Annotated in this window: 25 protein-coding genes; 2 read left to right on the top strand and 23 right to left on the bottom strand. The window is 65.7% G+C overall.

What is annotated here, in order from left to right; all coding sequences use genetic code 11:
• Positions 1–9: 9 nt before the first annotated feature.
• From FBT96_RS13440 to FBT96_RS13400, 10 genes are all read right to left on the bottom strand, one after another.
• Positions 10–1317, bottom strand: coding sequence for an NAD(P)/FAD-dependent oxidoreductase (locus FBT96_RS13440; RefSeq protein WP_136907480.1), 1308 nt, complete (start codon positions 1315–1317; stop codon positions 10–12).
• Positions 1318–1320: 3 nt separating this feature from the next.
• Positions 1321–2688: a glutamine synthetase family protein gene (locus tag FBT96_RS13435; RefSeq protein WP_055209338.1), complete on the bottom strand. Its 1368-nt coding sequence runs from the start codon at positions 2686–2688 to the stop codon at positions 1321–1323.
• A 39-nt stretch (positions 2689–2727) separates the two neighbouring features.
• On the bottom strand, positions 2728–2898 hold the full coding sequence (locus FBT96_RS20745) for a hypothetical protein (protein WP_013068486.1): 171 nt from the start codon (positions 2896–2898) through the stop codon (positions 2728–2730).
• A 2-nt stretch (positions 2899–2900) separates the two neighbouring features.
• Positions 2901–3587, bottom strand: a complete 687-nt coding sequence (locus FBT96_RS13430) for a type 1 glutamine amidotransferase (protein ID WP_136907478.1) — start codon at positions 3585–3587, stop codon at positions 2901–2903.
• 184 nt (positions 3588–3771) lie between these two features.
• The gene (locus FBT96_RS13425) at positions 3772–5103 is read right to left on the bottom strand and encodes a glutamine synthetase family protein (protein ID WP_136907476.1); all 1332 of its coding nucleotides are present in this window, start codon (positions 5101–5103) and stop codon (positions 3772–3774) included.
• 4 nt (positions 5104–5107) lie between these two features.
• Positions 5108–5941 (bottom strand): ABC transporter permease, encoded by an 834-nt coding sequence (locus tag FBT96_RS13420; RefSeq protein ID WP_136907474.1) that lies wholly within the window; start codon positions 5939–5941, stop codon positions 5108–5110.
• Positions 5938–6819, bottom strand: coding sequence for an ABC transporter permease (locus FBT96_RS13415; protein ID WP_136907472.1), 882 nt, complete (start codon positions 6817–6819; stop codon positions 5938–5940). The genes FBT96_RS13420 and FBT96_RS13415 overlap by 4 nt, the downstream gene beginning before the upstream one ends.
• Positions 6820–6909: 90 nt before the next feature.
• A complete protein-coding gene (locus tag FBT96_RS13410; RefSeq protein WP_136907470.1) occupies positions 6910–7629 on the bottom strand; it encodes a transporter substrate-binding domain-containing protein in 720 nt (239 codons plus the stop codon).
• Between the two features lie 35 nt (positions 7630–7664).
• The gene (locus tag FBT96_RS13405; protein ID WP_136907468.1) at positions 7665–8474 is read right to left on the bottom strand and encodes an ABC transporter ATP-binding protein; all 810 of its coding nucleotides are present in this window, start codon (positions 8472–8474) and stop codon (positions 7665–7667) included.
• A gap of 133 nt (positions 8475–8607) precedes the next feature.
• Positions 8608–9051, bottom strand: a complete 444-nt coding sequence (locus FBT96_RS13400) for a tellurite resistance TerB family protein (protein WP_136907466.1) — start codon at positions 9049–9051, stop codon at positions 8608–8610.
• A gap of 137 nt (positions 9052–9188) precedes the next feature.
• Between FBT96_RS13400 and FBT96_RS13395 the strand changes: the two genes are divergently transcribed.
• Positions 9189–9815, top strand: coding sequence for a TetR/AcrR family transcriptional regulator (locus tag FBT96_RS13395; RefSeq protein ID WP_136907464.1), 627 nt, complete (start codon positions 9189–9191; stop codon positions 9813–9815).
• A gap of 101 nt (positions 9816–9916) precedes the next feature.
• On the opposite strand, the gene FBT96_RS13390 is transcribed toward FBT96_RS13395, so the two are convergent.
• The 5 genes from FBT96_RS13390 to FBT96_RS13370 form a co-directional block, all read right to left on the bottom strand.
• Positions 9917–10756 carry a cytochrome c1 gene (locus tag FBT96_RS13390; RefSeq protein WP_136907462.1) on the bottom strand — a complete coding sequence of 280 codons (840 nt, stop codon included), beginning with the start codon at positions 10754–10756 and terminating at the stop codon, positions 9917–9919.
• 17 nt (positions 10757–10773) lie between these two features.
• The gene (gene petB / locus FBT96_RS13385) at positions 10774–12087 is read right to left on the bottom strand and encodes a proton-pumping cytochrome bc1 complex subunit PetB (RefSeq protein WP_136907460.1); all 1314 of its coding nucleotides are present in this window, start codon (positions 12085–12087) and stop codon (positions 10774–10776) included.
• A gap of 12 nt (positions 12088–12099) precedes the next feature.
• Complete coding sequence (gene petA / locus FBT96_RS13380; RefSeq protein ID WP_136907458.1) at positions 12100–12675, bottom strand: ubiquinol-cytochrome c reductase iron-sulfur subunit; 576 nt, start codon at positions 12673–12675, stop codon at positions 12100–12102.
• Between the two features lie 194 nt (positions 12676–12869).
• Positions 12870–13580, bottom strand: coding sequence for a response regulator (locus FBT96_RS13375; protein ID WP_136907456.1), 711 nt, complete (start codon positions 13578–13580; stop codon positions 12870–12872).
• Positions 13580–14080 (bottom strand): MarR family transcriptional regulator, encoded by a 501-nt coding sequence (locus FBT96_RS13370; protein ID WP_013068473.1) that lies wholly within the window; start codon positions 14078–14080, stop codon positions 13580–13582. The genes FBT96_RS13375 and FBT96_RS13370 overlap by 1 nt, the downstream gene beginning before the upstream one ends.
• A 148-nt stretch (positions 14081–14228) precedes the next feature.
• Here FBT96_RS13370 and FBT96_RS13365 point away from each other — a divergent pair, with 148 nt between their 5' ends.
• Positions 14229–15098 (top strand): branched-chain amino acid aminotransferase, encoded by an 870-nt coding sequence (locus FBT96_RS13365; RefSeq protein WP_136907454.1) that lies wholly within the window; start codon positions 14229–14231, stop codon positions 15096–15098.
• Positions 15099–15450: 352 nt separating this feature from the next.
• Here FBT96_RS13365 and FBT96_RS13360 read toward each other — a convergent pair whose 3' ends face one another.
• The 8 genes from FBT96_RS13360 to FBT96_RS13325 form a co-directional block, all read right to left on the bottom strand.
• Complete coding sequence (locus FBT96_RS13360) at positions 15451–15645, bottom strand: hypothetical protein (protein WP_136907452.1); 195 nt, start codon at positions 15643–15645, stop codon at positions 15451–15453.
• Between the two features lie 82 nt (positions 15646–15727).
• On the bottom strand, positions 15728–16678 hold the full coding sequence (locus FBT96_RS13355; RefSeq protein WP_136907450.1) for a DMT family transporter: 951 nt from the start codon (positions 16676–16678) through the stop codon (positions 15728–15730).
• A gap of 37 nt (positions 16679–16715) precedes the next feature.
• Complete coding sequence (gene queG, locus FBT96_RS13350; protein ID WP_136907448.1) at positions 16716–17732, bottom strand: tRNA epoxyqueuosine(34) reductase QueG; 1017 nt, start codon at positions 17730–17732, stop codon at positions 16716–16718.
• A gap of 183 nt (positions 17733–17915) precedes the next feature.
• Complete coding sequence (gene fzlA, locus FBT96_RS13345) at positions 17916–18581, bottom strand: FtsZ-binding protein FzlA (protein WP_055209376.1); 666 nt, start codon at positions 18579–18581, stop codon at positions 17916–17918.
• A 74-nt stretch (positions 18582–18655) separates the two neighbouring features.
• Positions 18656–19003 (bottom strand): TfoX/Sxy family protein, encoded by a 348-nt coding sequence (locus FBT96_RS13340; protein ID WP_136907446.1) that lies wholly within the window; start codon positions 19001–19003, stop codon positions 18656–18658.
• Positions 19003–19602, bottom strand: coding sequence for a recombination mediator RecR (gene recR / locus FBT96_RS13335; RefSeq protein WP_136907444.1), 600 nt, complete (start codon positions 19600–19602; stop codon positions 19003–19005). Before recR ends, FBT96_RS13340 begins: the two co-directional genes overlap by 1 nt.
• Positions 19603–19616: 14 nt before the next feature.
• A complete protein-coding gene (locus tag FBT96_RS13330) occupies positions 19617–19961 on the bottom strand; it encodes a YbaB/EbfC family nucleoid-associated protein (RefSeq protein ID WP_023922022.1) in 345 nt (114 codons plus the stop codon).
• Positions 19962–20050: 89 nt separating this feature from the next.
• Entirely contained in the window at positions 20051–21820 is a 1770-nt protein-coding gene (locus FBT96_RS13325) for a DNA polymerase III subunit gamma/tau (protein ID WP_136907441.1), read from the bottom strand.
• Positions 21821–21933 lie beyond the last annotated feature (113 nt).

Below are 21933 nucleotides of genomic sequence, written 5' to 3'. Positions count from 1 at the left end.
GGGCTGCGCCTAGACGCCCAGCCGGTCGCGCAGCGAAAACCACGTCATCCCCGCCAGCAGCAGCGGAAACCGCAGCGCCGTGCCCCCCGGAAAGGCCGGTTGCGGCAGGTTCGCCATCACGTCGAAACCGTCGCCCGTGGCGGTGATCGCCTCGGCCATGAGTTTGCCCGCATGGATCGCCAGCGCCACCCCATGGCCGGAATAGCCCGAAGCCGAGAGGCAATTCGGCGCCGGGCGGCGAAAGCAGGGCATCCGGTTCACGGTAATCGCCAGCGTGCCGCCCCAGGCATGGGTGAATGTCACGCCTTTCAGCTGCGGATAGACCTCTTCCAAGGGCTTGCGCACCTTCGCGGCGATATCGGCGGGGAAGCGATAACTGACCGTCTCGCCGCCGCCAAAGATCAGCCGGTCTTCGTGCAAACGCCAGTAATTGACCACAAATTTCAGATCATGGGCGGCGATGTCGCGCGTCAGCACCTCGCGCACCCGATCGCCCAAAGGCTCGGTCGCGACGATGTAATTGTTGATCGGCATCACCCGCGCGGCGATCTGCGGTTCGAGCCGGTCCAGGTAGCCATTCGCCCCCAGCACCACATGATCGGCGATCACAGCGCCCGCGGCGGTCTCGATCCGGCTGGTGTCCCCGGCGCGCGGCCCGTGGGTGATCTTCACCACCGCGGAACGCTCGTAAATCACCGCGCCCGCCGCCTCGGCCAGCCGCGCCAGACCCAGACAGAGGTTCAACGGATGCACATGGCCCGCGCCGTGATCCAGATCGCCGCCCGTGTAAACCGGCGAGGGCACCAGCGCCTGCGCCGCCGCCTTGTCGAGCACCTCGATCTGGTCATAGCCGTAATGGGCGGCCAGATGGTCTGCCTCGTCCTGCAGCCAGGCCACTTCCGCGCGTTTGCGGCCCAGATGCGCAACGCCGCGCCGCGTGGGCACGCCCGCCTGATCGGCCAAGGCATAGGTCAGCGCCTTCGCCTCCTCGGCCATGTCCCAGAGCCTGCGCGTCGTTTCCTTGCCCACCAGCTTTTCCAGCGTGCCGACATCGAGCCGCTGCCCCGAGCCGATCTGCCCGCCGTTGCGGCCCGAGGCGCCAAAGCCCGCCCGGTGTGCCTCCAGCACGACGACCTTGCGGCCCGCCCGCGCCAGATGCAGCGCGGCCGACAAGCCCGTATAGCCGCCCCCCACGACGCAGACATCGGCGCGGATCTCGCCCCGAAGCGCGGGGCGCTCGGGCGCGGGATCGCGCGTGGACGCGTAGAAGCTGGCGGGGTATTCCCCCGCCGTGTCATTCACATGCAACAGATCCATGCGTCACACGTTCAGCAGCAGGTGTTCGCGTTCCCAGGGGCTGATGACCTGCAGGAACTCCTTGTATTCGTTGCGCTTGACCGCCTCATACACGGTGCAGAACTCGATCCCGAGCGCCTCGCGCACCGGGCCGCTGTCGGAAAACAGATCCAGCGCATCGCCCAGATTGAAGGGCAGGTCGGTCTCGCCCATATAGGCGTCGCCCTGACATTCCGCCCGCGGCATCTTTTTCTCCTTCAGCCCCAGATAGCCGCAGACCATCGAGGCGGCGAGGCCGAGATAGGGGTTGCAATCCATCCCCGCGAGCCGGTTTTCAAGCCGCCGCCCGGAGGGGTCGGAGATCGGCACCCGCAGCCCGGTGGTGCGGTTGTCGCGGCCCCATTCGATGTTGATCGGCGCGGCGAAATCCGGGACGTAGCGGCGATAGCTGTTCACATAAGGCGCAAGCAGCGCCACCACCGCCGGCAGATGCGTCTGCATGCCCGCGATGAAATGCAAGAACGCCTCGCTCTCGCCGCCATCGGGGTTGGAAAAGATGTTCCGCCCGGTCTTCGCATCGATCACCGACTGGTGGATGTGCATGGCCGACCCCGGTTCGCCCTCGATCGGTTTCGCCATGAAGGTGGCGAAGCAATCGTGGCGCAAAGCCGCCTCGCGGATCAACCGCTTGAAGTAGAAGATCTGATCGGCCAGCGCCACCGGATCGCCATGGGCGAGGTTGATCTCGACCTGCCCCGCGCCGCCTTCCTGCAAGATGCCGTCGATCTCGAAGCCCTGCGCCTCGGCGAAATCGTAGATGTCGTCGATGACGGGGCCGTATTCATCGACGGCCGACATCGAATAGGCCTGTTTCGCCGCCGCCCGCCGCCCGGATCGCCCCATCGGCGGGATGATCGGCTGGTTCGGGTCGATGTTGCGCGCCACCAGGAAGAATTCCATCTCCGGGGCGACGATCGGTTTCCAGCCCTCGGCCTCGTAAAGCGCGACAACGCGCTTGAGCACATTGCGCGGCGCCACCGGCATCGGTTCGCCGTTCTGATCGAAGACGTCGTGGATCACCTGCAGCGTGATGTCGGCGGTCCAGGGCGCGGCCGAGGTGGTGGTCCAGTCGGGCGTCAGCACCATGTCGGGCTCGGTAAAGGCGCCCATCGGGTTGTCGGCCCATTCGCCGGTGATCGTCTGCAGAAAGATCGAATTCGGCAGGTAGAAGCGGTCCTGATAGGCGAATTTCGAGGCGGGCATGGCCTTGCCGCGGGCAACACCCGCGATATCGGCGACGATGCATTCCACCTCGTCAAGGCGGCGCCCGGCGATGTAGTCGCGGGCGGCTTTCGGGATAAGGGCGGTCCAGTCCGGGGATTTGCGTGACATGTCTTTCGCTTTCCAAAATGTTTCGGGGAAGTCGGAAAGTCACGCCTCAGGGTCGGGCATCAGGCGGGCCAGCGGCACGCCTTCGGAGAAGAATTCGGGATCGGCACAGCCGGTCAGGATCGGCTTGCGATGCGCCGCCGCCGCGCGCCGCCCCTCCATCGCCGCGGGGGCGGTGAAGGGAGAGGGGCAGGGCTGCGGTGCGGGGACCATGTTCAGCCCCGTTTCGCGCGGAAGAATGCCGCGATGCGTTCGGCCACGCGGGCGGAATCGGTGCCGCGGCCCGTGGCCATCTTTGCCCGCGCCTCGGCCATCAGCGGATCGGGGACAAGACCCGGCCCGCGCGCCGTCATCAGCCCCTCGACAAAGGCGTCGCGGAATTCCGGATGCGCCTGGATCGTCAGAGCGGTATCGCCGTAAATCAGCGCGGCGTTCTCGCAAAAGTCGTTGCAGGCGATGACCTTTGCGGCCTCGGGGCGCGCCGTCACCTGATCGCGGTGCCAGGCGTTCAAGACCACCGGATCGCCGCCGAAATCATAGGTCTGCGGCCCGACGGCCCAACCGCCCGGAAACCGCTCGACCTTGCCGCCCATCGCCTGGGCGATGATCTGATGGCCAAAACAGATGCCCACCATCGGCACTTTTTCGGCGATCGCTTCGCGGATGAAGTCTTCCAGCGGCGGGATGAAAGCGTGGCTCTCATAGGCGCCATGCCGCGAGCCGGTGATCAGCCAGCCCTCGCACGCATGCACCGAGGCGGGAAACTCCATCGCCTCGACATTGAAGGTCTGAAACGTCAGCCCGTGGTCGCGCAAAAGCGCCACGAACATGTCGGGATAGTCCCCCGCCTCCCCCCGCAAGATGTCGGGGGACTGGCCGGTCTGCAAGATGCCGATACGCATGAAAGTCTCGTGATTGGGTTCCTTGACGGTAGCCCTGCCGCGCGGCCCGGGCAAGGGGGGGCTGGCTGCCCCCCCGGCCCCCCGCGGATATTTGATCCAAGGTGAAGGCAGATGCCTGTTGTTTCACCTTGGCGCAAATATCCCGGGGGGAGTCCCGCAGGGACGGGGGGCAGAGCCCCCCTTCTTACACGGTGTCGAGGTAAAGCTCGGTCTGCTCTTCCTCGGACAGTTCCGCCATGTAGTGGATCTCCTGACGCTTGGTCATCAGGAAGTTCTCGATCAGCTCTTCCTCGAAGATGCGCTTGATCAGCGGGCAGCTGTCGAACTGGTTGATCGCCAGATTCCACGTCCCCGGCAGCTGCGGCAGATATTGCGCATAGGCATTGCCGACGATCGGCTCGTCGGGGACCATCTTGTCCTCGATGCCCACCAGCGCCGCGCCAAGAATCGCCGCGATCATCAGATAGGGGTTCACGTCGCCCCCCGCCACCCGATGCTCGATCCGCCGCGCCGAGGGCCCCGAAGACGGGATCCGCAAGGCCGCGGTGCGGTTCTCATAGGCCCAGCCGATCCCCGTCGGCGCATGGGCATTCGGCACCAGCCGCGTGTAGCTGTTCTGATGCGGCGCAAAGATCAGCGTTGACCCCGGCAGGGCGGCCAGACAGCCCGCCACCGCGGACCGCAGCGCATCCGAGCCCTTTTCGGTGCCATCGTTGAAGATGTTCTCGCCGTCCTGGTCGAGGATCGAGAAATGCGTGTGCATCCCGTTGCCCGACCACAGGTCATAGGGTTTCGCCATGAACGAGGCGGCAAAGCCATGTTCGCGGGCAAGACCCTTGACCAGCATCTTGAACAGCCAGGTGTCATCGGCGGCTTTCAGCGGATCGGCCTGATGCATCAGGTTGATCTCGAACTGCCCCGGACCGGCTTCGGAAATCGCCGTATCGGCCGGGATGTCCATCGCCTCGCAGGCCTCGTAAAGCGCGGTGAAGAAGCCGTCGAAGGCGTCAAGCGCCCGCAGCGACAGGATTTCCCCCCCGGTGCGGCGCTTGCCCGAGCGGGGCGAGGGCGGCACGCGCAGCTTCGTGCCGCTGTCGTCGATCAGGAAGAATTCAAGCTCGGTCGCCACCACGGGCCTCAGGCCAAGCGCGGTGTAGCGGTCCTTGACCCGCGCCAGCGCCTGCCTTGGATCGCCCGCATAGGGGCGGCCGTCCATGTGGAACATCCAGATCGGCAGAAGCGCCGTCGGGGCTTCGAGCCAGGGCATCGGCATGAAGCCCCGTTCTGTCGGGCGCAACAGGCCATCGCAGTCGCCGGTCTCGAAGACCAGCGGACTTTCCTCGATGTCCTCGCCCCAGATGTCGAGGTTCATCACCGAGAACGGAAAACGGGTTCCCTCGGAAAAAACCTTGCTTGCGAAACGTGCGGGTATGCGCTTACCCCGTGCCACCCCGTTGAGGTCCGCCGCAGCCACGCGAATGGTGCGCACCTCGGGATGCTCCTTCAGCCAGTCCATGTCCTCACCTGATGATTTGCGGTCTGATCCTCAGCTTGGGGCGGGATTGCCCCGGAAGATGCCGGTTCAGACGGCGGTTGATCATCCCGAACAGCCCGATCAGCGTCAACGTGACCAGAATGAAATAGAAGGCGGCAATCGGGTAGGGGATGAATGGGTTGAAAGTCTTGTCCGCGAAGAACTTGGCGTAATAAAGCGCGTCGCCGCGCTGCTGATACGCCGGAAAGCCGGAGAAAAAGACGATCGTCGTGGCGTGAAACAGGAAGATCGCCTCGTTCGTATAGGCGGGCCAGGCAAGGCGCAGCGTCGTCGGCCACAGGATGCGGCGGAACTTCTGCCAGCCGGTCAGGCCGTAGGCATCGGCGGCCTCGATGTCGCCCTTGGGCACCGCCATCAGCGCGCCGTGGAAGATCTCGGCCGAATAGGCCGAGGTGTTGAGAAAGAGCACCAGAAGCGCCCCCGCCCAGGCCGAGGTGGTCCAGTCGGTCGGGATGATCAGCCCGCCCAGCGTGATCCCCGCCTTCGGCAGCTGCACCAGGATTTCATAGGCCAGGAAGAACTGGATGAAGAGCGGCGAGCCGCGGAACAGGAAGATGAAGGCCTCGGCCGGGCGGCGCAGCCAGGCCCGGGGCGAGGCCTTGGCCAGCGCCAGCGCGGTGGCGGCGAAGAAGCCGAAGACCAGCGCCAGCGTGCCGAAATAGACGTTCCAGATCAGCCCCGAGCCGATCAGGGTGAATTCATGGCACAGCGTGAAATCGGACCGCGGCAGCACGCGCTCGCCATAGCCGAGCGAGCGGAAGGCGTAATCCGCGATGATCTGCGTGCAACTGTCGGTCATGCCGCGGCCTTCCGTTGCGCTTCGCCCGCCATCGTCGCCTGGCCCCTGGACAGACGGCTGGTCACCCGGTCCAGCACGATTTCCGAGATCTTGGTCATGCCGAGGTAATAGACAAGCAGCGCCAGCACATACCAGACGCGCCAGTCACCATGCGGATAGTCGTAAAGGGCCGATTTCGTGGCGCCAAGTTCGCGCGCCCAATAGACGATATCCTCGACGCCGAGCAGGAACAGAAGCGGCGTCGCCTTGATCAGGATCATCCAGAGGTTCGAGAGCCCGGGCAGCGCATAGGTCCACATCTGCGGAATGAGGATGCGGCGGCGCACCTGTGCGGTGGTCATGCCGTAGGCCTCGGCGGTTTCGAGTTGCGCGCGCGGCACGGCATTCATCGCGCCATAAAGCACATTCGCGGCAAAGGCGCCGAAGACGACGGAAAAGGCGATCACGGCAAGGAAGAAGCCATAGATCTCGTGCCAGATCTGCGGCGCGGTCGACAGCGGCAGCTTCGCCGCGGCGCAGACGGCGAATTCGCCCTTCGACCAGAGCGGCGCGTCCGAGGGCGGGCACAGCCAGAGATTGCGCAGATATTCCAGCCCCTGGTCCATCGCCACGGGCACGAACAGGAAGAAGACGATGTCGGGCACGCCGCGCACCATCGCCGTATAGGCCTTGCCGAACAGCCGCAAAGGCAGCACGGAGGAGCGCGCCGCAATCGCGCCGCCAAAGCCGAAGGCGAGCGCGATCGGCGCCACGATCAGCATCAGCGCCAGAACCACGAAGAACGAGCCATAGAACAGCAGGTGCTTGCCCGTGGTCAGGTAGCACAGAGCCCAGGCCAGGCCCTCAAGGGATTTCGGATCGGCGCAGATGTCGAACATGGGTCAGGGGCGCCTCCGGCGGGGGCGTATTTGAGCCAAGAAGAAACCGGGGCTTCTCCTGGTGCAAATACGCCCGCCGGAGGCTCTTTCTCAGAACACCGGCGCGTCGTCGCCGAACCATTTCTTGATCATCGCATTGAGCGAGCCGTCGGCTTTCATCGCGGCGATGGCGGTGTTGAACTTCGCCTTCAGCTCGGTGTCCGACTTGCGCAGGCCGATGCCGATGCCGCCGCCCAGCGGCACGTCGGACCCGGTCCACATGATCTCGCCGCCCTCGGTGACGAAGGGCTTGAGCGCGTCCTTGTCGGCAAAGACCGCATCGGCCTCGCCGTTCTTCACCGCGGCGATCGTGTCATCCAGCGTCGGGAATTCCAGAAGCGTCGCGCCCGATTTCGCCACGTAATCGGCCTGGATCGTGCCGACTTGCGCCGCGACGACGCCCTTGAGATCGGCATCCGCCTTGGTCGCCACATAGGCCGAGGCCGCGGGCGGGTTGTAATTGTCGCTGAAGTCGATCGTCTGCTTGCGCTCGTCGGTGATGCTCATGCCCGCGATGATCGTGTCATAGTTGCCGGACAGCAGGTTCGGAATGATGCTGTCCCATTCATTCGTCACCCATTCGCATTTCAGCGCGGCCTTGGTACAGAGCGTGTCGCCCAGTTCGCGTTCGAACCCGTCCACTTCGCCCTTGTCGTTGATGAAGTTGTAGGGCGGATAGGCGCCCTCGGTGCCCATGCGTACGACATCGCCCGCAAGGGCGGTGCCTGCGCTCAGCGCCAGCGCGGCGGCGGTCAGGATCAGCTTCTTCATGGCTCTCTCCACGGTTGGGGTCTTGTTGTTCTTCTTTACGCCGGCAGCGTCGCCGACAGGAATTGTTGCAGCCGTTCCGATTTCGGCGCGCCGAACAGGGTCTCGGGCGGGCCCTCTTCCTCGATCCGGCCCTGATGCAGGAAGACGACGTGATCGGAGACATCCGCCGCCAGCCGCATGTCATGCGTCACCAAGATCATCGTGCGGTGTTCGGCGGCCAGATCCTTGATCACCCTGACCACTTCCTGCTGCAGTTCGGGGTCCAGCGCCGAGGTCGGCTCGTCGAACAAAAGCGCCTGCGGCTGCATGCAGAGCGCGCGGGCGATGGCGGCGCGTTGCTGCTGGCCGCCCGAGAGCTGCGCGGGCCAGGCGTCGGCCTTGTCGCCGATGCCGACCTTGGCCAGCAGGCTGCGGGCGAGCGGCTCGACCTGTTTCGGATCGCGGCCCAGCACCGTCACCGGCGCCTCCATGACGTTTTGCAAGATCGTCATGTGGCTCCAGAGGTTGAACTGCTGGAACACCATCGACAGGTTGGTGCGAAACCGCGTCACCTGTGCGCGGTCGGCGGGGCGGCGTGCAAGGCCGGTGCCTTGCCATGTCACCGCCTCGCCGGAAAAGATCACCTCGCCGGACTGGCTGTCCTCGAGCAGGTTGCAGCAGCGCAGAAGCGTGGATTTGCCCGAGCCCGAGGAGCCGATCAGCGACACCACCGAGCCCCGTTCGGCACGGATCGACACGCCCTTGAGCACTTCAAGGGCGCCGTAGCTTTTGTGCAGATCCCTGATTTCGATGACGGGTGCGGCGACGGGGGCGGCGGGGATCGGGGCAGTCGGGCTGTTGGTCACGGTTCGGCTTCTCTTTGTCCGGTCGGTCAAGTTGGCGCGATTTCGGGGGCAAATGCAACGGGCGAGTTGCGTCTGTCACGGGGCAAGCGCCAAAAGTACCGGCAGATGGCGCGGGATTGGGCACTGCCTGCGCCTAGCGCTGCCCGGCCGCCACCCTTTGCCGCGCCAGACCCGAATCGCGGTCGGAAACGCCCAGCAACCGGGCGGCGAGCCGGATCAGCGCGTCTTCCTCGGGGGTGCGCGCGTCATCGGCCAAGGCCACCTGCCAGAGCGCCTCGATGACGCCGATCCGGTCCTCGTAGGCGATCTTGTCCTTCAGCGCGCGGGTGAAGCGGACGGTGTCGGGGGCCTCGGCCTCGGCGGCCTCGGCGCGGGCGCGCAACGCGGCCGCCTCGGCCTGCGACAGGCCGGAGCGCGCGGCGAGCACCTGATCGATGTGAAAACGCTCGTCCTCGTCATAGCGTTCATCCGACCGCGCCAGCCGCACCAGAAGCGCCGCCAGCGCAAGGTCGGCGTCATCCGCGGTCAGCGGTTTCGGATGCGGATCGGCCAGCAGGCCCGTCAGGAACTTGAACATGGCGTCAGTCTAGCGCGCCCGGGGCCGGGGGCAAGGGCGCGATGGATCCGGAGCCGAAACCGGGGCGGCGATCCGGCGCGGCTTGCCCGGATTCCGCCCAGGGTCTAAGGTAAGACGCCCGTGGAGGCGGGCTTGTCATGACGCAGGTTCAAGTCGGTATCAAGAAGGGGCGCAAGTTCGACCAGGTTCTGGACGGCGCGCGAAAAGTGTTTCTGCGCGACGGGTTCGAAGGCGCCTCGGTCGATGACATCGCGCGCGAGGCGGGCGTGTCCAAGGCGACGCTTTACAGCTATTTCCCGGACAAGCGGCTGTTGTTCATGGCGATCGCGACGGGCGAGTGCCAACGCCAGGCCGATGAGGCGCTGGAGTTCATCAACGAGGGCGACAGGCCGGTGCGCGAGGTGCTGCGCTATGCGGGCAACAAGCTGATCGACTACATCATCTCGCCGCTGGGGTTGCAGACCTACCGGCTTTGCGTCGCCGAGACGGACCGGTTTCCGGCGCTCGGCCAGCAGTTCTACGCCTCGGGGCCGCTGCTGGTGCGCGCGCGCATGGCAGATTACCTGCACAAGGCCGTCGCGCGCGGCGAGCTGGTGATCGCGGATTTCGACCTGGCCGCCGATCAGTTCGTCGAGCTGTGCAAGGTCGATGCCTATCACGGCTTCATTTGCGGCGTGACTTCGGACTATCCGCCCGACCGGCGCGCCCGGGTGATCGAGGGCGCGATCGAGATGTTCCTCGCCCGCTACGGCGCCCGCGGCTGAGCGGGCAGGGCGCCCCCCGGGGCGGCCGGTCGTCTTTCCCCTTGCCGAAAAGCAAAACGCGCCCCGTGGGGCGCGTTTCGGTTTCAGGTGTCCGGCGGTCCTCAGGCCTTGTGGCCCTTGAAGGGCGCCCAAAGACGCTTGTTGGTCAGGTAAAGCATCACGCTCAGCAGGCCGAGCATGACCATCGCGACCAGACCCATCTGCTTGCGCGCAACCAGTTTCGGTTCCGCGGCCCACATCAGGAAGGCCGAGACGTCCTGGGCCATCTGATCGACGGTGGCCGGGGTGCCATCTTCGTAGGTGACCTGATCATCCACGAGCGGCGGGGGCATGCGCGCCCAGCTGCCGTGGGTGATCTTCACGCCCGCGGCGTCCTTGCAGGTGTCCGGCACGCCGCCGACCTGGAAGGTCTTGTTGTAGTAGTAGCCATCGATCCCCTCCGGGGCGCATTCCGGGTTCTCTTCGAAACCGATGACGTAGTTGTAGAGATATTCCGGCCCGCCCATGCCCTTGAAGAGCTGGTTCATGCCGGAACCGGCCGGGCCCGAGAAGCCCGCCCGCGCCTTCGCCATCACCGACAGGTCCGGGCCCATGCCGTCGCCGACGCGGGTCGGGAACATGTCGGTTTCCTTGCGGTCGCGCTCTTCGCCGGTGTCCTTGTCGATCACCGTGTCGAGGCCGGCCGCATATTCCCGCACGAAGGTCGGGTCGAGTTGCGGGCCGCCGTCATCCGACAGCGTGCGGATCGGGACGAACTTCATGCCGTGGCAGGCCGAGCAGACTTCGCTGTAGACTTGGAAGCCGCGGCGCAGCTGCGCCTGATCGTACTTGCCGAAGATCCCTTCGAAGCTGAAGGCGTGATCCGGAACGTTGGAGTTCGCAAAGGCCGCGCCAGAGCCGAGCACCAGGGCCGAAACCGCAGAGATCAGAAGTTTTTTCATGATGTCGGTTCCTTTCCTCACTCGGCCGGATTGCCGTAGTGGCTGTTGAAGTCTTCCTCGATCGAGGCCGGGATCGGTTCCGGCTTCTCGGTCGCGCCCAGAAGCGGCAGGATCACGAGGAAGTAGGCGAACCAGTAGGTCGAAGCGATGAGCGAGATCCAGTCATAGGGATACTCGGTCGGCATCGCGCCCACCCAGGTCAGCACGACGAAGTCGACCACGAGGAACCAGAACCACATCCGGAACTTCGGACGATAGGCGCCCGAACGGACCTTCGAGGTGTCAAGCCACGGAGCCAGAGCCATCACGGCGATGGCGCCGAACATCGCGATCACGCCGAAGAACTTCGCATCGACCACGCCGAAGGTCAGACCGTCGACCAGGATCACCACCCAGACGTCGGCGGCGAAGGCGCGCAGGATCGCGTAGAACGGCAGGAAGTACCATTCCGGAACGATATGCGCCGGGGTCGAGAGCGGGTTGGCCTGGACGTAGTTGTCCGGGTGGCCCAGATAGTTCGGCATGTAGGCGACGACGGCGAAGAAGCCGAGCAGCACGAGGGCCAGCGCGAACAGGTCCTTGATCACGAAATACGGCCAGAAGGGCAGGGTGTCCTTCTCGGCATCGGCTTTCGAGGTGCGGCGGACTTCAACCCCGGTCGGGTTGTTGTTGCCGGTGGTGTGGAAGGCCCAGATGTGGATGGCGACCAGCGCCGCGATCACGAAGGGCAGCAGATAGTGCAGCGAGAAGAAGCGGTTCAGCGTCGCGTTGTCGACCGCCGGTCCGCCCAGAAGCCAGGCCTGGATGCTCGGCCCGATGCCCGGGATCGCCCCGAAGAGGCCGGTGATCACGGTGGCGCCCCAGAACGACATCTGGCCCCACGGCAGCACGTAGCCCATGAAGGCGGTGCCCATCATCAGCAGGTAGATGACCATGCCGACGATCCAGGTGATCTCGCGCGGGGCCTTGTACGAGCCGTAGTAGAGACCGCGGAAGATGTGGATGTAGACGGCGAGGAAGAACAGCGAAGCGCCGTTGGCGTGGATGTAGCGCATCGCCCAGCCGCCGTTCACGTCGCGCATGATGTGCTCGACCGAGGCGAAGGCCAGGTCGACATGCGGCGTGTAGTGCATCGCCAGCACGATGCCGGTGACGATCTGCAGCACCAGCGTGAAGGCAAGGACGATCCCCCAGATCCACCACCAGTTCAGGTTCTTCGGGGTCGGGATCATGATGGTGTCATAGACAAGGCCGACGATCGGCAGGCGGTCGTGCAGCCACTTCTCGATGCCCGTCTTGGGCTCGTAATGGTCGTGCGGAATTCCGGACATGTGTCTTTCCCCTCAGCCCAGCTTGATCGTGGTTGCGTCGACGAAGGCCGCGACCGGAATGTCGAGGTTGCGCGGCGCGGGGCCCTTGCGGATGCGGCCTGCCGAATCGTAGTGCGAGCCGTGGCAGGGGCAGAACCAGCCGCCGAAATCACCCGACTTGTCGCCCATCGGCACACAGCCGAGGTGGGTGCACACGCCAAGCATCACCAGCCATTCGCCGGTGTTGGTGCCGTCAAAGGCCGGAAGCGTGCGGTTTTCGTCGGTCGCCTCGGCGCCCGGCTTGTTCGCGTTCTCCGCCGAGGTGTCGCGCAGCGCCCCAAGCGGCACCGAGCGGGCCAGCTCGATGTCCTTTTCGTCGCGACGCCGGATGAACACCGGCTTGCCGCGCCATTTCACGGTCAGCTGGGTGCCCACCTCGACCGCCGAGACATCGACGAAGATCGATGCCATCGCCTTGACGTCGGCCGAAGCGTTCATTTGGTTGATCAACGGCCAGACGGCCGCGCCGGTCACCACCACCCCGGTGGCGGCGGTGGCATGATAGAGGAAATCCCTCCGAGTGCCTGCGTTGTCTTCTGCGTGGGACACGTGTCTTCTCCCTTCCCCGAACTTGAAATTCAAGTCGATGCGCCTTTGCGGGCCACACAGAATGCGGCCGGACAGTGCCCGTTTAGCGTCCGGGAAACCCACAGTCCAGCATACATTCACAAGAGGGTGAGGCGAAAAGCCGCGGCACAGCCCGATTCGCGCTTTTTTGTCGCTGGGGCAGGCGCTTGCAGGCCTCAATCGGGTGCAAGCATGTAGCCAAGTCCGCGCACCGTCTGCAGGTAGCGCGGCTCGCGCGGGTCGGGCTCGATCTTGCGGCGCAGACGGGTGATCTGCACGTCGACGGCCCGGTCGCCCGCGGCATCCTCGGCGCTGGCGGAACGGTCCCGGCCCAGCTCCTCGATCAGTTCGGTGCGACCGATCACCTCGCCCGCATGGGCGGCGAAGATTCGCATCAGCGCGGCCTCGGTCGCGGTGAGGCGCACCGGCTGATCGCCCTGGCTCAGCTCTCCGCGGTCGAGGTCATAGCGCAGCGGACCGAGCGACAGATATTTCGGCCCCGCCGTCACCGCCTCGGGCACGCGCCGCAAGATCGCATTGATGCGCAGCAAAAGTTCCTTGGGCTCGAACGGCTTGGGCAGGTAGTCATCGGCCCCGGCTTCAAGCCCCTCGATCCGCTCGCGGGTCTCGCCGCGGGCGGTCAGAAGCAGGATCGGCGTCGCCATCTTGGTGCGCAGATCGCGGGTGAGCGAAAGCCCGTCCTCGCCCGGCATCATCACGTCGAGCACGATCAGGTTGAACTCGAGCCCCGAGAGCAGGCGGCGGGCATGCGCCGCGTCGCGTCCGGCGGTGACCAGAAAGCCGTTGCGGATCAGGAACTTCTGCAGAAGTCCACGAATCCGTTCGTCGTCATCGACGATCAGAAGATGCGGGGGCGAGGCCGACATCATTCGGCATCCTTCAGCATCTGGTAATGGCGCCGCATCGCCGGATCCATCATCGCTTCCAGCACTTGCCGGAAGCCCGCCACCGCCTGCGGCCCCGCCGCGCGATAGGCGGCGCGCATCCGCACCCGCTGCGCCTCGGACAATTCGCGTTCCAGCACCGCGCCCTTTTCGGTCAGATGCAGATGCCGCTCGCGCTTGTCGCGCCGCCCGACGCGGCTTTCGACCAGACCGTCGTCAATGAGCGTGCGCAAGACCCGGTTCAGGCTTTGCTTCGTCACCCCCAGAACCGAGATCAGCGTCGTCACCGTCAGCCCCGGCTCGCGGTTGATGAAGTGGATGGCGCGGTGATGCGCCCGGCCATAATCGTGCTGATCCAGGATCCGGTCCGGATCGGCGGTGAAGCCGCGATAGGCGAAGAACATCGCCTCGATGCCCTTGCGCAGCTGTTCGTCGGTCAGAAACAGGAGCGTTTCGCCCCCGGGGGCTCCGGTATCGGCCATGTGATCCTCGCTTTTGCGCGACTTTATGTCAGCCTTGTTGACTTTCCAAGAATCAATTGTTACCGAAGCGCAGATTTTGCGCAATATTATGTCCGGGACGGACCTAGATGGCGCAATTTGTGAAAACGAAGCAGCCAAGGAGGGCGTGATGGCCGGGGCTTACGACGATCGTGACGGCAAGATCTGGATGGACGGGAAACTGGTCGAATGGCGCGATGCCAAGGTCCATATCCTGACCCACGCGCTGCACTATGCCTCCTCCGTCTTCGAGGGCGAGCGCTGCTATGACGGCAAGATCTTCAAGGGCGTGGAGCATTCGATCCGGCTGCGCAAATCGGCGGAACTGCTGGATTTCGAGATCCCCTACAGCGTCGAAGAGATCGAGGCGGCGAAATATGCGATGCTGGCCGCGAACGGCTGGACGAATGCCTATGTGCGCGCCATCGCCTGGCGCGGTGCGGGCGACGACATGGGGGTCTCGGCCCGTCGCAACCCGGTGCGGCTGGCGATCGCCGGTTGGGAATGGGGCAATTATTACGGCGATGCGAAGATGAAGGGGGCGAAGCTCGACATCTCGAAATGGCGCCGCCCGGATCCGAAGACCATTCCGTCTGCCGCCAAGGCCGCCGGTCTTTACATGATCTGCACGATGTCGAAACACGCCGCCGAGGCCAAGGGCTGCTCGGATGCGCTGATGATGGATTACCGCGGCTATGTGGCCGAGGCGACCGGCGCGAACGTGTTCTTCGTCAAGGACGGCGAAGTGCATACGCCGCTGCCGGATTGCTTCCTGAACGGGCTGACCCGGCAGACGGTGATCGAGATGCTGAAGGGCAAGGGCATCGCCGTGCATGAGCGCCACATCGAGCCGGTCGAACTGGCGGGCTTCGAGCAATGCTGGCTGACCGGCACCGCGGCCGAGGTGACCCCGGTGGGGCAGATCGGCGATTTCCACTTCGAGGTCGGCGCGCTGACCCGCGACGTGGCGGAAAGCTACGAAAAGCTGGTGCGGGCCTGACCCTGTCTTGGCCGCGGCGCTGACGCGGCCATGCGCGACATCTGTGCGATGACTGCCGAGTGCCCAAAGCACTCGGCCAGCGCCTGCCCCGGCGGGCGCTTCTCGCCCGCCGGGGCAGGCGCTGGCCTCTGTTGCGCTTGAGGGAAACGGTCCTGTCGCGGGCGCTGCACAACGGGCGGGGAAACGCGGGTCGCGTTTCCTGTTCCGCCCGAAATGACAGCCCGAAGGACAGAAAGACCAAGGCGGGCCGTCTGCTCACGGCCCGCCTTGGTCTTTTTCATCCCGCCGCTACGGTGGCACGCCGGAGACATGCCCGTCACCGCCGCGGCCCCCGGGTTTCAGGGGATCCGGTTCACTCGTCCCTCCGGGCTTCCTCGCGATCGATCCGCAGGAATTCCCGGACCTTAGCTTCCGAGCGTTCCGCGGGACGCCGCACCAGCGCATCCACAGCCGGATGCATGCCGCCACGCCGGTCGATTTCGAGGAATTGCCGCATCCGCGCGCCTTCGGCCGCTTGTTCGGCATGGTCGATGATGGAACGGGTCATGGGTGCCTCCTTCGCTTCATCTGAGGAAAGACTAGCACAGAATCACCGGCCTGTCTTTGCTCAGGATCATTTCGGGCGAAATTCACCCCTGCGGCGTCACCGCCTTGCGCGCCCGCTGCCGTTCCAGCCCCAGCCGCCGTTCGCGCCAGATGATCATCACCCCCGCCAGGATGATCAGCCCCGCGCCCCCCAGCATCCAGACCGTCGGCACCTCGGCAAACATCCAGTAGCCGATGCCGAGCGCGAACAGCATCGAGACATATTCGAACGGCGCCACGATCGAGGCATCGGCGAAGCGATAGGACGACGTCAGCAGGATCTGCCCGATCCCGCCTAGAATTCCGCAGGAAATCAAGAGCGTGGCCTCATGGGGCGCGGGCATGACCCAACCGAAGGGCACCGAGATCAGCGACAGCGCCGTCGAGGTGACGGAAAACCAGAACACGATGGCCGAGGTGCGCTCGGTCGCCACCATCTTGCGGATGAAGACCTGCGCCAGCGCGGCGAATGTCGCCCCCATGATCACCAGCATCGCGCCAAGCGTCGCGGCGGGGTCGCGGCCCTCGAAATCGCCCAGCCGCGGCCAAAGCACGATCAGGACGCCGATCAGCCCGAGGGTGACGGCCGTCAGACGAAAGGCCCGCACCTCCTCGCCCAGAAACATCGCGGCGAAGATCACGGTGAGCAGCGGCGCGGCATAGCCCAGCGCCGTGACCTCGGGCAGGGGCAGGAAGGCAAGCCCCGCGAAGCCCAGCCCCATCGCCGAGGTGCCCGCGACGCCGCGCCAGACATGGCCCATGGGTTGGCGCACCTTCAGCCCAACCGAAAGTTCGCGCCGCCACAAAAGCCAGGCCAGAATGACCGGAATGGCGAAAAGCGAGCGGAAGAACACCGTCTCGCCCGGCGGGACATGCGGGGCCAGAACCTTGATCACTGTCGACATGGCGATGAAGACCAGCACCGAGAGGATCTTCAAAGTGATCCCGGTGACCGGGTTGGGGGTCAGGCTGGCGGCGGCGGAGGGGGCAGACATGCGGCCAGCTTACGCCTTTGCGGGCCGAAGGAAAGGGTCAAAGGCCAAGCCGCGCCAGCGCCCAGGCGGCGGCCTCGGCCACGGCGGGATCGGGGTCGTCCAGATGCGGGCGGGCGGCCGCGGCCAGCTCGGGGCGGGCGGAATTTCCCAGCGCGTAAAGCGCGTTGCGGATCATCCGGTCGCGGCCGATGCGCTTGACGGGGCTGCCCGCGAAACGCGCGCGAAAGGCGGCATCGTCGAGCGAAAGGATCTCGGTCAGCGCCGGTGTGCCCTGTTTTGCCGTGTAACCGATGTCGCGCGCGGTGGCGGCGAATTTGTTCCAGGGGCAGGCGGCCAAGCAGTCGTCGCAGCCATAGATGCGGTTGCCCAGCCCCGGGCGCAGCGCGGGATCGACCGGCCCGCGGTGCTCGATCGTCAGATAGGAAATGCAGCGCCGCGCATCCATTTGATAAGGCGCCACAAAGGCCCCGGTCGGACAGGCGTCGAGACAGGCGGTGCAGCTGCCGCAATGGCTGATCTCGGGCGTATCGGGCGGCAGCTCGAGCGTGGTGAAGATCGCGCCCAGAAACACCCAATTGCCCAGATCCCGCGCCAGAAGATTGGTGTGCTTGCCCTGCCAGCCCAGCCCCGCCGCCTGCGAAAGCGGCTTTTCCATCACCGGGGCGGTATCGACGAAGACCTTGATCTCGCAAGCGGAATTCTCGATCAGCCAGCGCCCGAGCCGCTTCAGCCGCCGCTTCACCAGATCGTGGTAATCCTTGCCCTGCGCGTAAACCGAAATCGCGCCGTGCCCGGGCAGGCGCGTCGCCTCCCGCGGATCGACCTCGGGCGTGTAGCTTTCGGCGAGCAGGATGACCGAACGCGCCTCGGGCCAAAGCGCGGCCGGATTGCCCCGCCACTCCATCCGCTCGGCCATCCAGGACATCTGGCCGTGATGCCCGGCCGCGACAAAGGCCGAAAGCCGGTCGGGCAGGTCGGGACAGGCGTCAGGGCGGGTGATCCGCGCCTTCGCGAAGCCGACCGCAAGGGCTTCCTCGATCAGGCGGCTCTTCAACGTTTCCAGTTCCGCCTCCCTCAGCCGGGGCAGGGGGCGCCGCCCCCTCTTTGCCTGACGGCAAATTCACCCCCGGGATATTTGTCCCAAGGTGAAACAGCAACCGGATTGCCTTTCACCTTGGCGCAAATATCCCGGGGGGAGTCCGCTTGCGGACGGGGGGCAGAGCCCCCCTCTCCGGTCTCAGAAATCCAGCTCCGCATATTGCGGCGAGGGCGGCACGCCCGGAAGCTGATCGGCCAGCAGCGAGCGGAAGGCCGGGCGCGACTTGATCTTCGCATACCATTCCTTCACCGCTTCGGACCGGTGCCAGTCGACGTCCGAGATATAGTCGAGGCAGCTCAGATGCGCGGCGGCGGCGAAATCGGCCAAGGTCATCACGTCGCCCGCCAGCCAGCGGCGGCTGTCCAGAAGCCAGGCCATGTAATCAATGTGATACTTGATCGCCCCCAGGCCTTCCTTGACCGTCTTGCTGTCCGGATAGCCCTTTTTCTGCACCTTCTTCCAGACCCGTTCGCCCATCACCTTGGCGGTGACCTCGGTGTTGAACTTGTCGTCGAACCAGGTGCAGAGGCGGCGGACCTCGTAGCGCGCATCGGCGTCGCGCGGCATCAGCGGCGGGCCGGGCACCACCTCGTCGATATATTCGCAGATCGCCTGACTTTCCGAAAACAGCCGGTTGTCATAGCGCAGCACCGGCACTTTCCCGGCCGGGTTGCGGCGCAGGAAGTCGGTGCTTTTTTCCCAGTAGCGCTCTTCGACCAGCTCGACCTCGATGCGTTTTTCGGCGAGCGTCAACCGCACCTTGCGGCAAAAGGGCGACAGAGCAACGTGATAGAGGCGGTTCATCGGCAACACCCGCTGCAAGCTTTTCCCCCTGATAGACCCGGCGGGGGGTGGGATCAATGCTTCTTGCGATGGTGTTAACCATTCCCCTTTGGTTTGGCGGGTTTACGCGTCTTTGGCTGCGGCTCGGGCAGGCCGCGCGCCATCAGCGCGATCAGGCCCCAAAGCCAGTCGGCCTCTTCCCAAAGGTCGGGCGCGATGCGGAAATGCGGTTTCGCGCCGGGGTAGGGCAGGCCCTCGACCGGAGTGCCCAGATAGGCGGCGGCCTCGGGGATCGGACGCACGAACAGCGCGTCATCGCAGATCAGCGCCACCATCCTGCCCCCCGCATAGACGCCGTATTCGCCGAACATCTTGCGCGCGCTGACGCCGCGGCCGTCGAGCTGTTCCAGAAAGAATTCAACCGTTTCCGGGCGGGTTGCCATCACAGCGCCCGCCGCGCCCGCAGCGCCGCCGAGATCGTGCCGTCGTCGAGATAATCCAGCTCGCCGCCGATCGGCACGCCCTGCGCCAGCGAGGTGACCCGGGTGCCCGTGCCCTCCAGCGCTTCGGCGATGTAATGCGCCGTCGTCTGCCCCTCGACCGTGGCGTTCAGCGCCAGAATCACTTCGCTGACCGCCTCGTCACGGACACGGGCGATCAGCTGCGGGAGGCGCAATTCCTCGGGGCCGATGGCGTCCAGCGCCGAAAGCGTGCCGCCCAGCACGTGATAGCGGCCCTTGAAGGCGCCGCCGCGTTCCATCGCCCAAAGATCGGCGACGTCCTCGACCACGCAGATTTCGCCGGTGGCCCGGGCGGGGCTGTCGCAGATCTCGCAGGTGGCGCCGACCGCGATATTGCCGCAAACCGGGCAGTCGCGGGCCGCTTCCGCCACCCGCGCCAAAGCCGCCGCAAGGGGCGCCATCTGCCCCTCGCGCTTGCGCAGCAGATGCAGCACCGCGCGCCGGGCCGAGCGGGGCCCAAGCCCCGGCAATCGCGCCATCAGCGCGATCAGCGCCTCGATCTCGTCGCGGGGGCCGCTCATCTCACCCCGCCCTCTCAGCCGGGCAGGCCCATGTCGGCGGGCAGACCAAGCTCGGTCATCAGCTTGCGCTGTTCCTCGCCCGCCTTGTCCTGCGCGCGCGCCTGCGCATCCTTGACCGCGGCGACGATCAGGTCCTCGACCACTTCCTTTTCCGAGGCGACCAGAATCGTCGGGTCGATATCCAGCCCCGTCAGCTCGCCCTTGGCGGTGACGCGCGCCTTGACCAGACCGCCGCCGGCCTCGCCGATGACGATCATCCGGCCCAGATCTTCCTGCAGGGTCAGCATCCGCTCCTGCATTTCCTTGGCCGCCTTCATCATCTTGGCCATGTCGCCAAGCTGTCCCAGTCCCTTGAACATCGTGGTCCTCCGATCGGTTTCGCGGGTCACAGATAAGCATCGCGTGCTGCCGCGGCAAGGCAGTCGGCGCCGCAGGGTGGGGCAGGGGGTCAGCCGTCCTCGAACGGGTCCCATTCGTCCTCGACCTCGGGCAGGGCCTCGGCGGCCTGTTCGGCCTCGAGCGCGTCGGACAGCACGATCTCTTCGAATTTCGCCTGCGGGAAAGCGGCGAAGATCGCCTGCACGACCCGGTTTTCCGCCCGCGCCTCCGCCTCGGCGGCAAGGGTCGCGGCATTGCGGGTCTCGTCGATCGTGGCGGCGCCGCCCTCGGAGACGACCGAGACCCCCCAGCGCGCGCCGGTCCAGCCCTGCAGCCGTTGCGCCAAAGTCTGCGCCAGATCGCGCGGCGCCCCGGGGGCGGGTTCGAATTCGATCCGGCCCGGCGCGTAATGCACCAGCCGCACGCCCTTTTCGACCTCGACCAGCAGTTTCACGTCGCGCATCCGGCCGATCAGCGCCACCACATCCTCAAAGCGCGCGTATTTCGCCAAAGCCGAGGCCGCGGGCGAGAGCGCCAGCGCCGCAGACCCCTGCGTGGAAAGCGGCCGTCCGCCCAGCAGGTGCCGCGTCGTCGCCTCGGCCCTTGTGCCGCCACCGCCGCCGCCGCCCTGCGACGGGCCATGCCCGCCCGCGCCGCCGGGGCCCGCCATCACCTTGCGCATCAGTGTTTCCGGATCGGGCAGATCGGCGACATGGGTCAGCCGAATGAGCGCCATTTCCGCCGCCATCATCGCATTCGGCGCGGAAGACACCTCCTCGATCGCCTTCAAAAGCATCTGCCACAGCCGCGACAGCACCCGCATCGGGATCGCCAGCGCCATCGCCTGCCCGCGGGTGCGTTCCTCGGGCGGAACGGTAGGGTCCTCGGCGGCCTCGGGGGTGATCTTGATGACGGACACCCAATGGGTGATCTCGGCCAGATCGCGCAGAACCGCCATCGGATCGGCGCCGTCACTGTATTGCGCGCCCAGTTCGGTCAATGCCCCCGCCGCGTCGCCCTTGAGGATCATGTCGAAAAGATCCAGCACCCGGGCGCGGTCGGCCAGCCCCAGCATGGCGCGGACCTGATCGGCGGTGGTTTCCCCCGCGCCGTGCGAAATCGCCTGATCGAGCAGCGACATCGCATCGCGGACGGAGCCCTCGGCGGCCCGCGTGATCAGCGCCAGCGCGTCATGTGCGATCTGGGCGTTTTCCTGCGTCGCGACTTTGGAGAGGTGGTTGATCATCACCTCGGGCTCGATCCGGCGCAGGTCAAACCGCTGGCAGCGGGACAGAACCGTCACCGGCACCTTGCGGATTTCGGTGGTGGCGAAGATGAATTTCACATGCGCGGGCGGTTCTTCGAGCGTTTTGAGCAGCGCGTTGAAGGCGCTGGTGGACAGCATGTGCACTTCGTCGATGATATAGACTTTATAGCGGGCCGAGGCGGCGCGGTAGTTCACGCTTTCGATGATCTCGCGGATGTCGCCGACCCCGGTGCGGGACGCGGCGTCCATCTCCAGCACGTCGACATGGCGCCCCTCGGCGATGGCGCGGCAATGTTCGCACACCCCGCAAGGCTCGGTCGTGGGCTGGCCGGTGCCGTCGGGGCCGATGCAGTTCAGCCCCTTGGCGATGATCCGTGCGGTCGTGGTCTTGCCGGTGCCGCGGATGCCGGTCATGATGAAGGCCTGCGCGATGCGGCTGGCTGCAAAGGCGTTTTTCAGCGTGCGGACCATCGCCTCCTGTCCGATCAGGTCGGCGAAGGTGGCGGGGCGGTATTTTCGGGCAAGAACCTGATAGCCCGGGGAGGTCTCGGCGGGGCTTGCGGCGTCGGTCATGGGGTCTCCTCGGTTCGGCGTCACTCTACCCGCGGGGGCGCGCAAGTCAAACCGATCCCCGCCATGGCCCCTTAAGCCCTGCGGGCGCGCAAGACCAGATCGCGCTTGAAACG

This window comes from Rhodobacter capsulatus (genome assembly GCF_005144475.1).
Taxonomy (GTDB): Bacteria; Pseudomonadota; Alphaproteobacteria; order Rhodobacterales; family Rhodobacteraceae; genus Rhodobacter; species Rhodobacter capsulatus_C.
The sequence above is the reverse complement of the archived record's forward strand: the minus strand, read 5'-3'. Positions and strand labels throughout refer to the sequence as shown.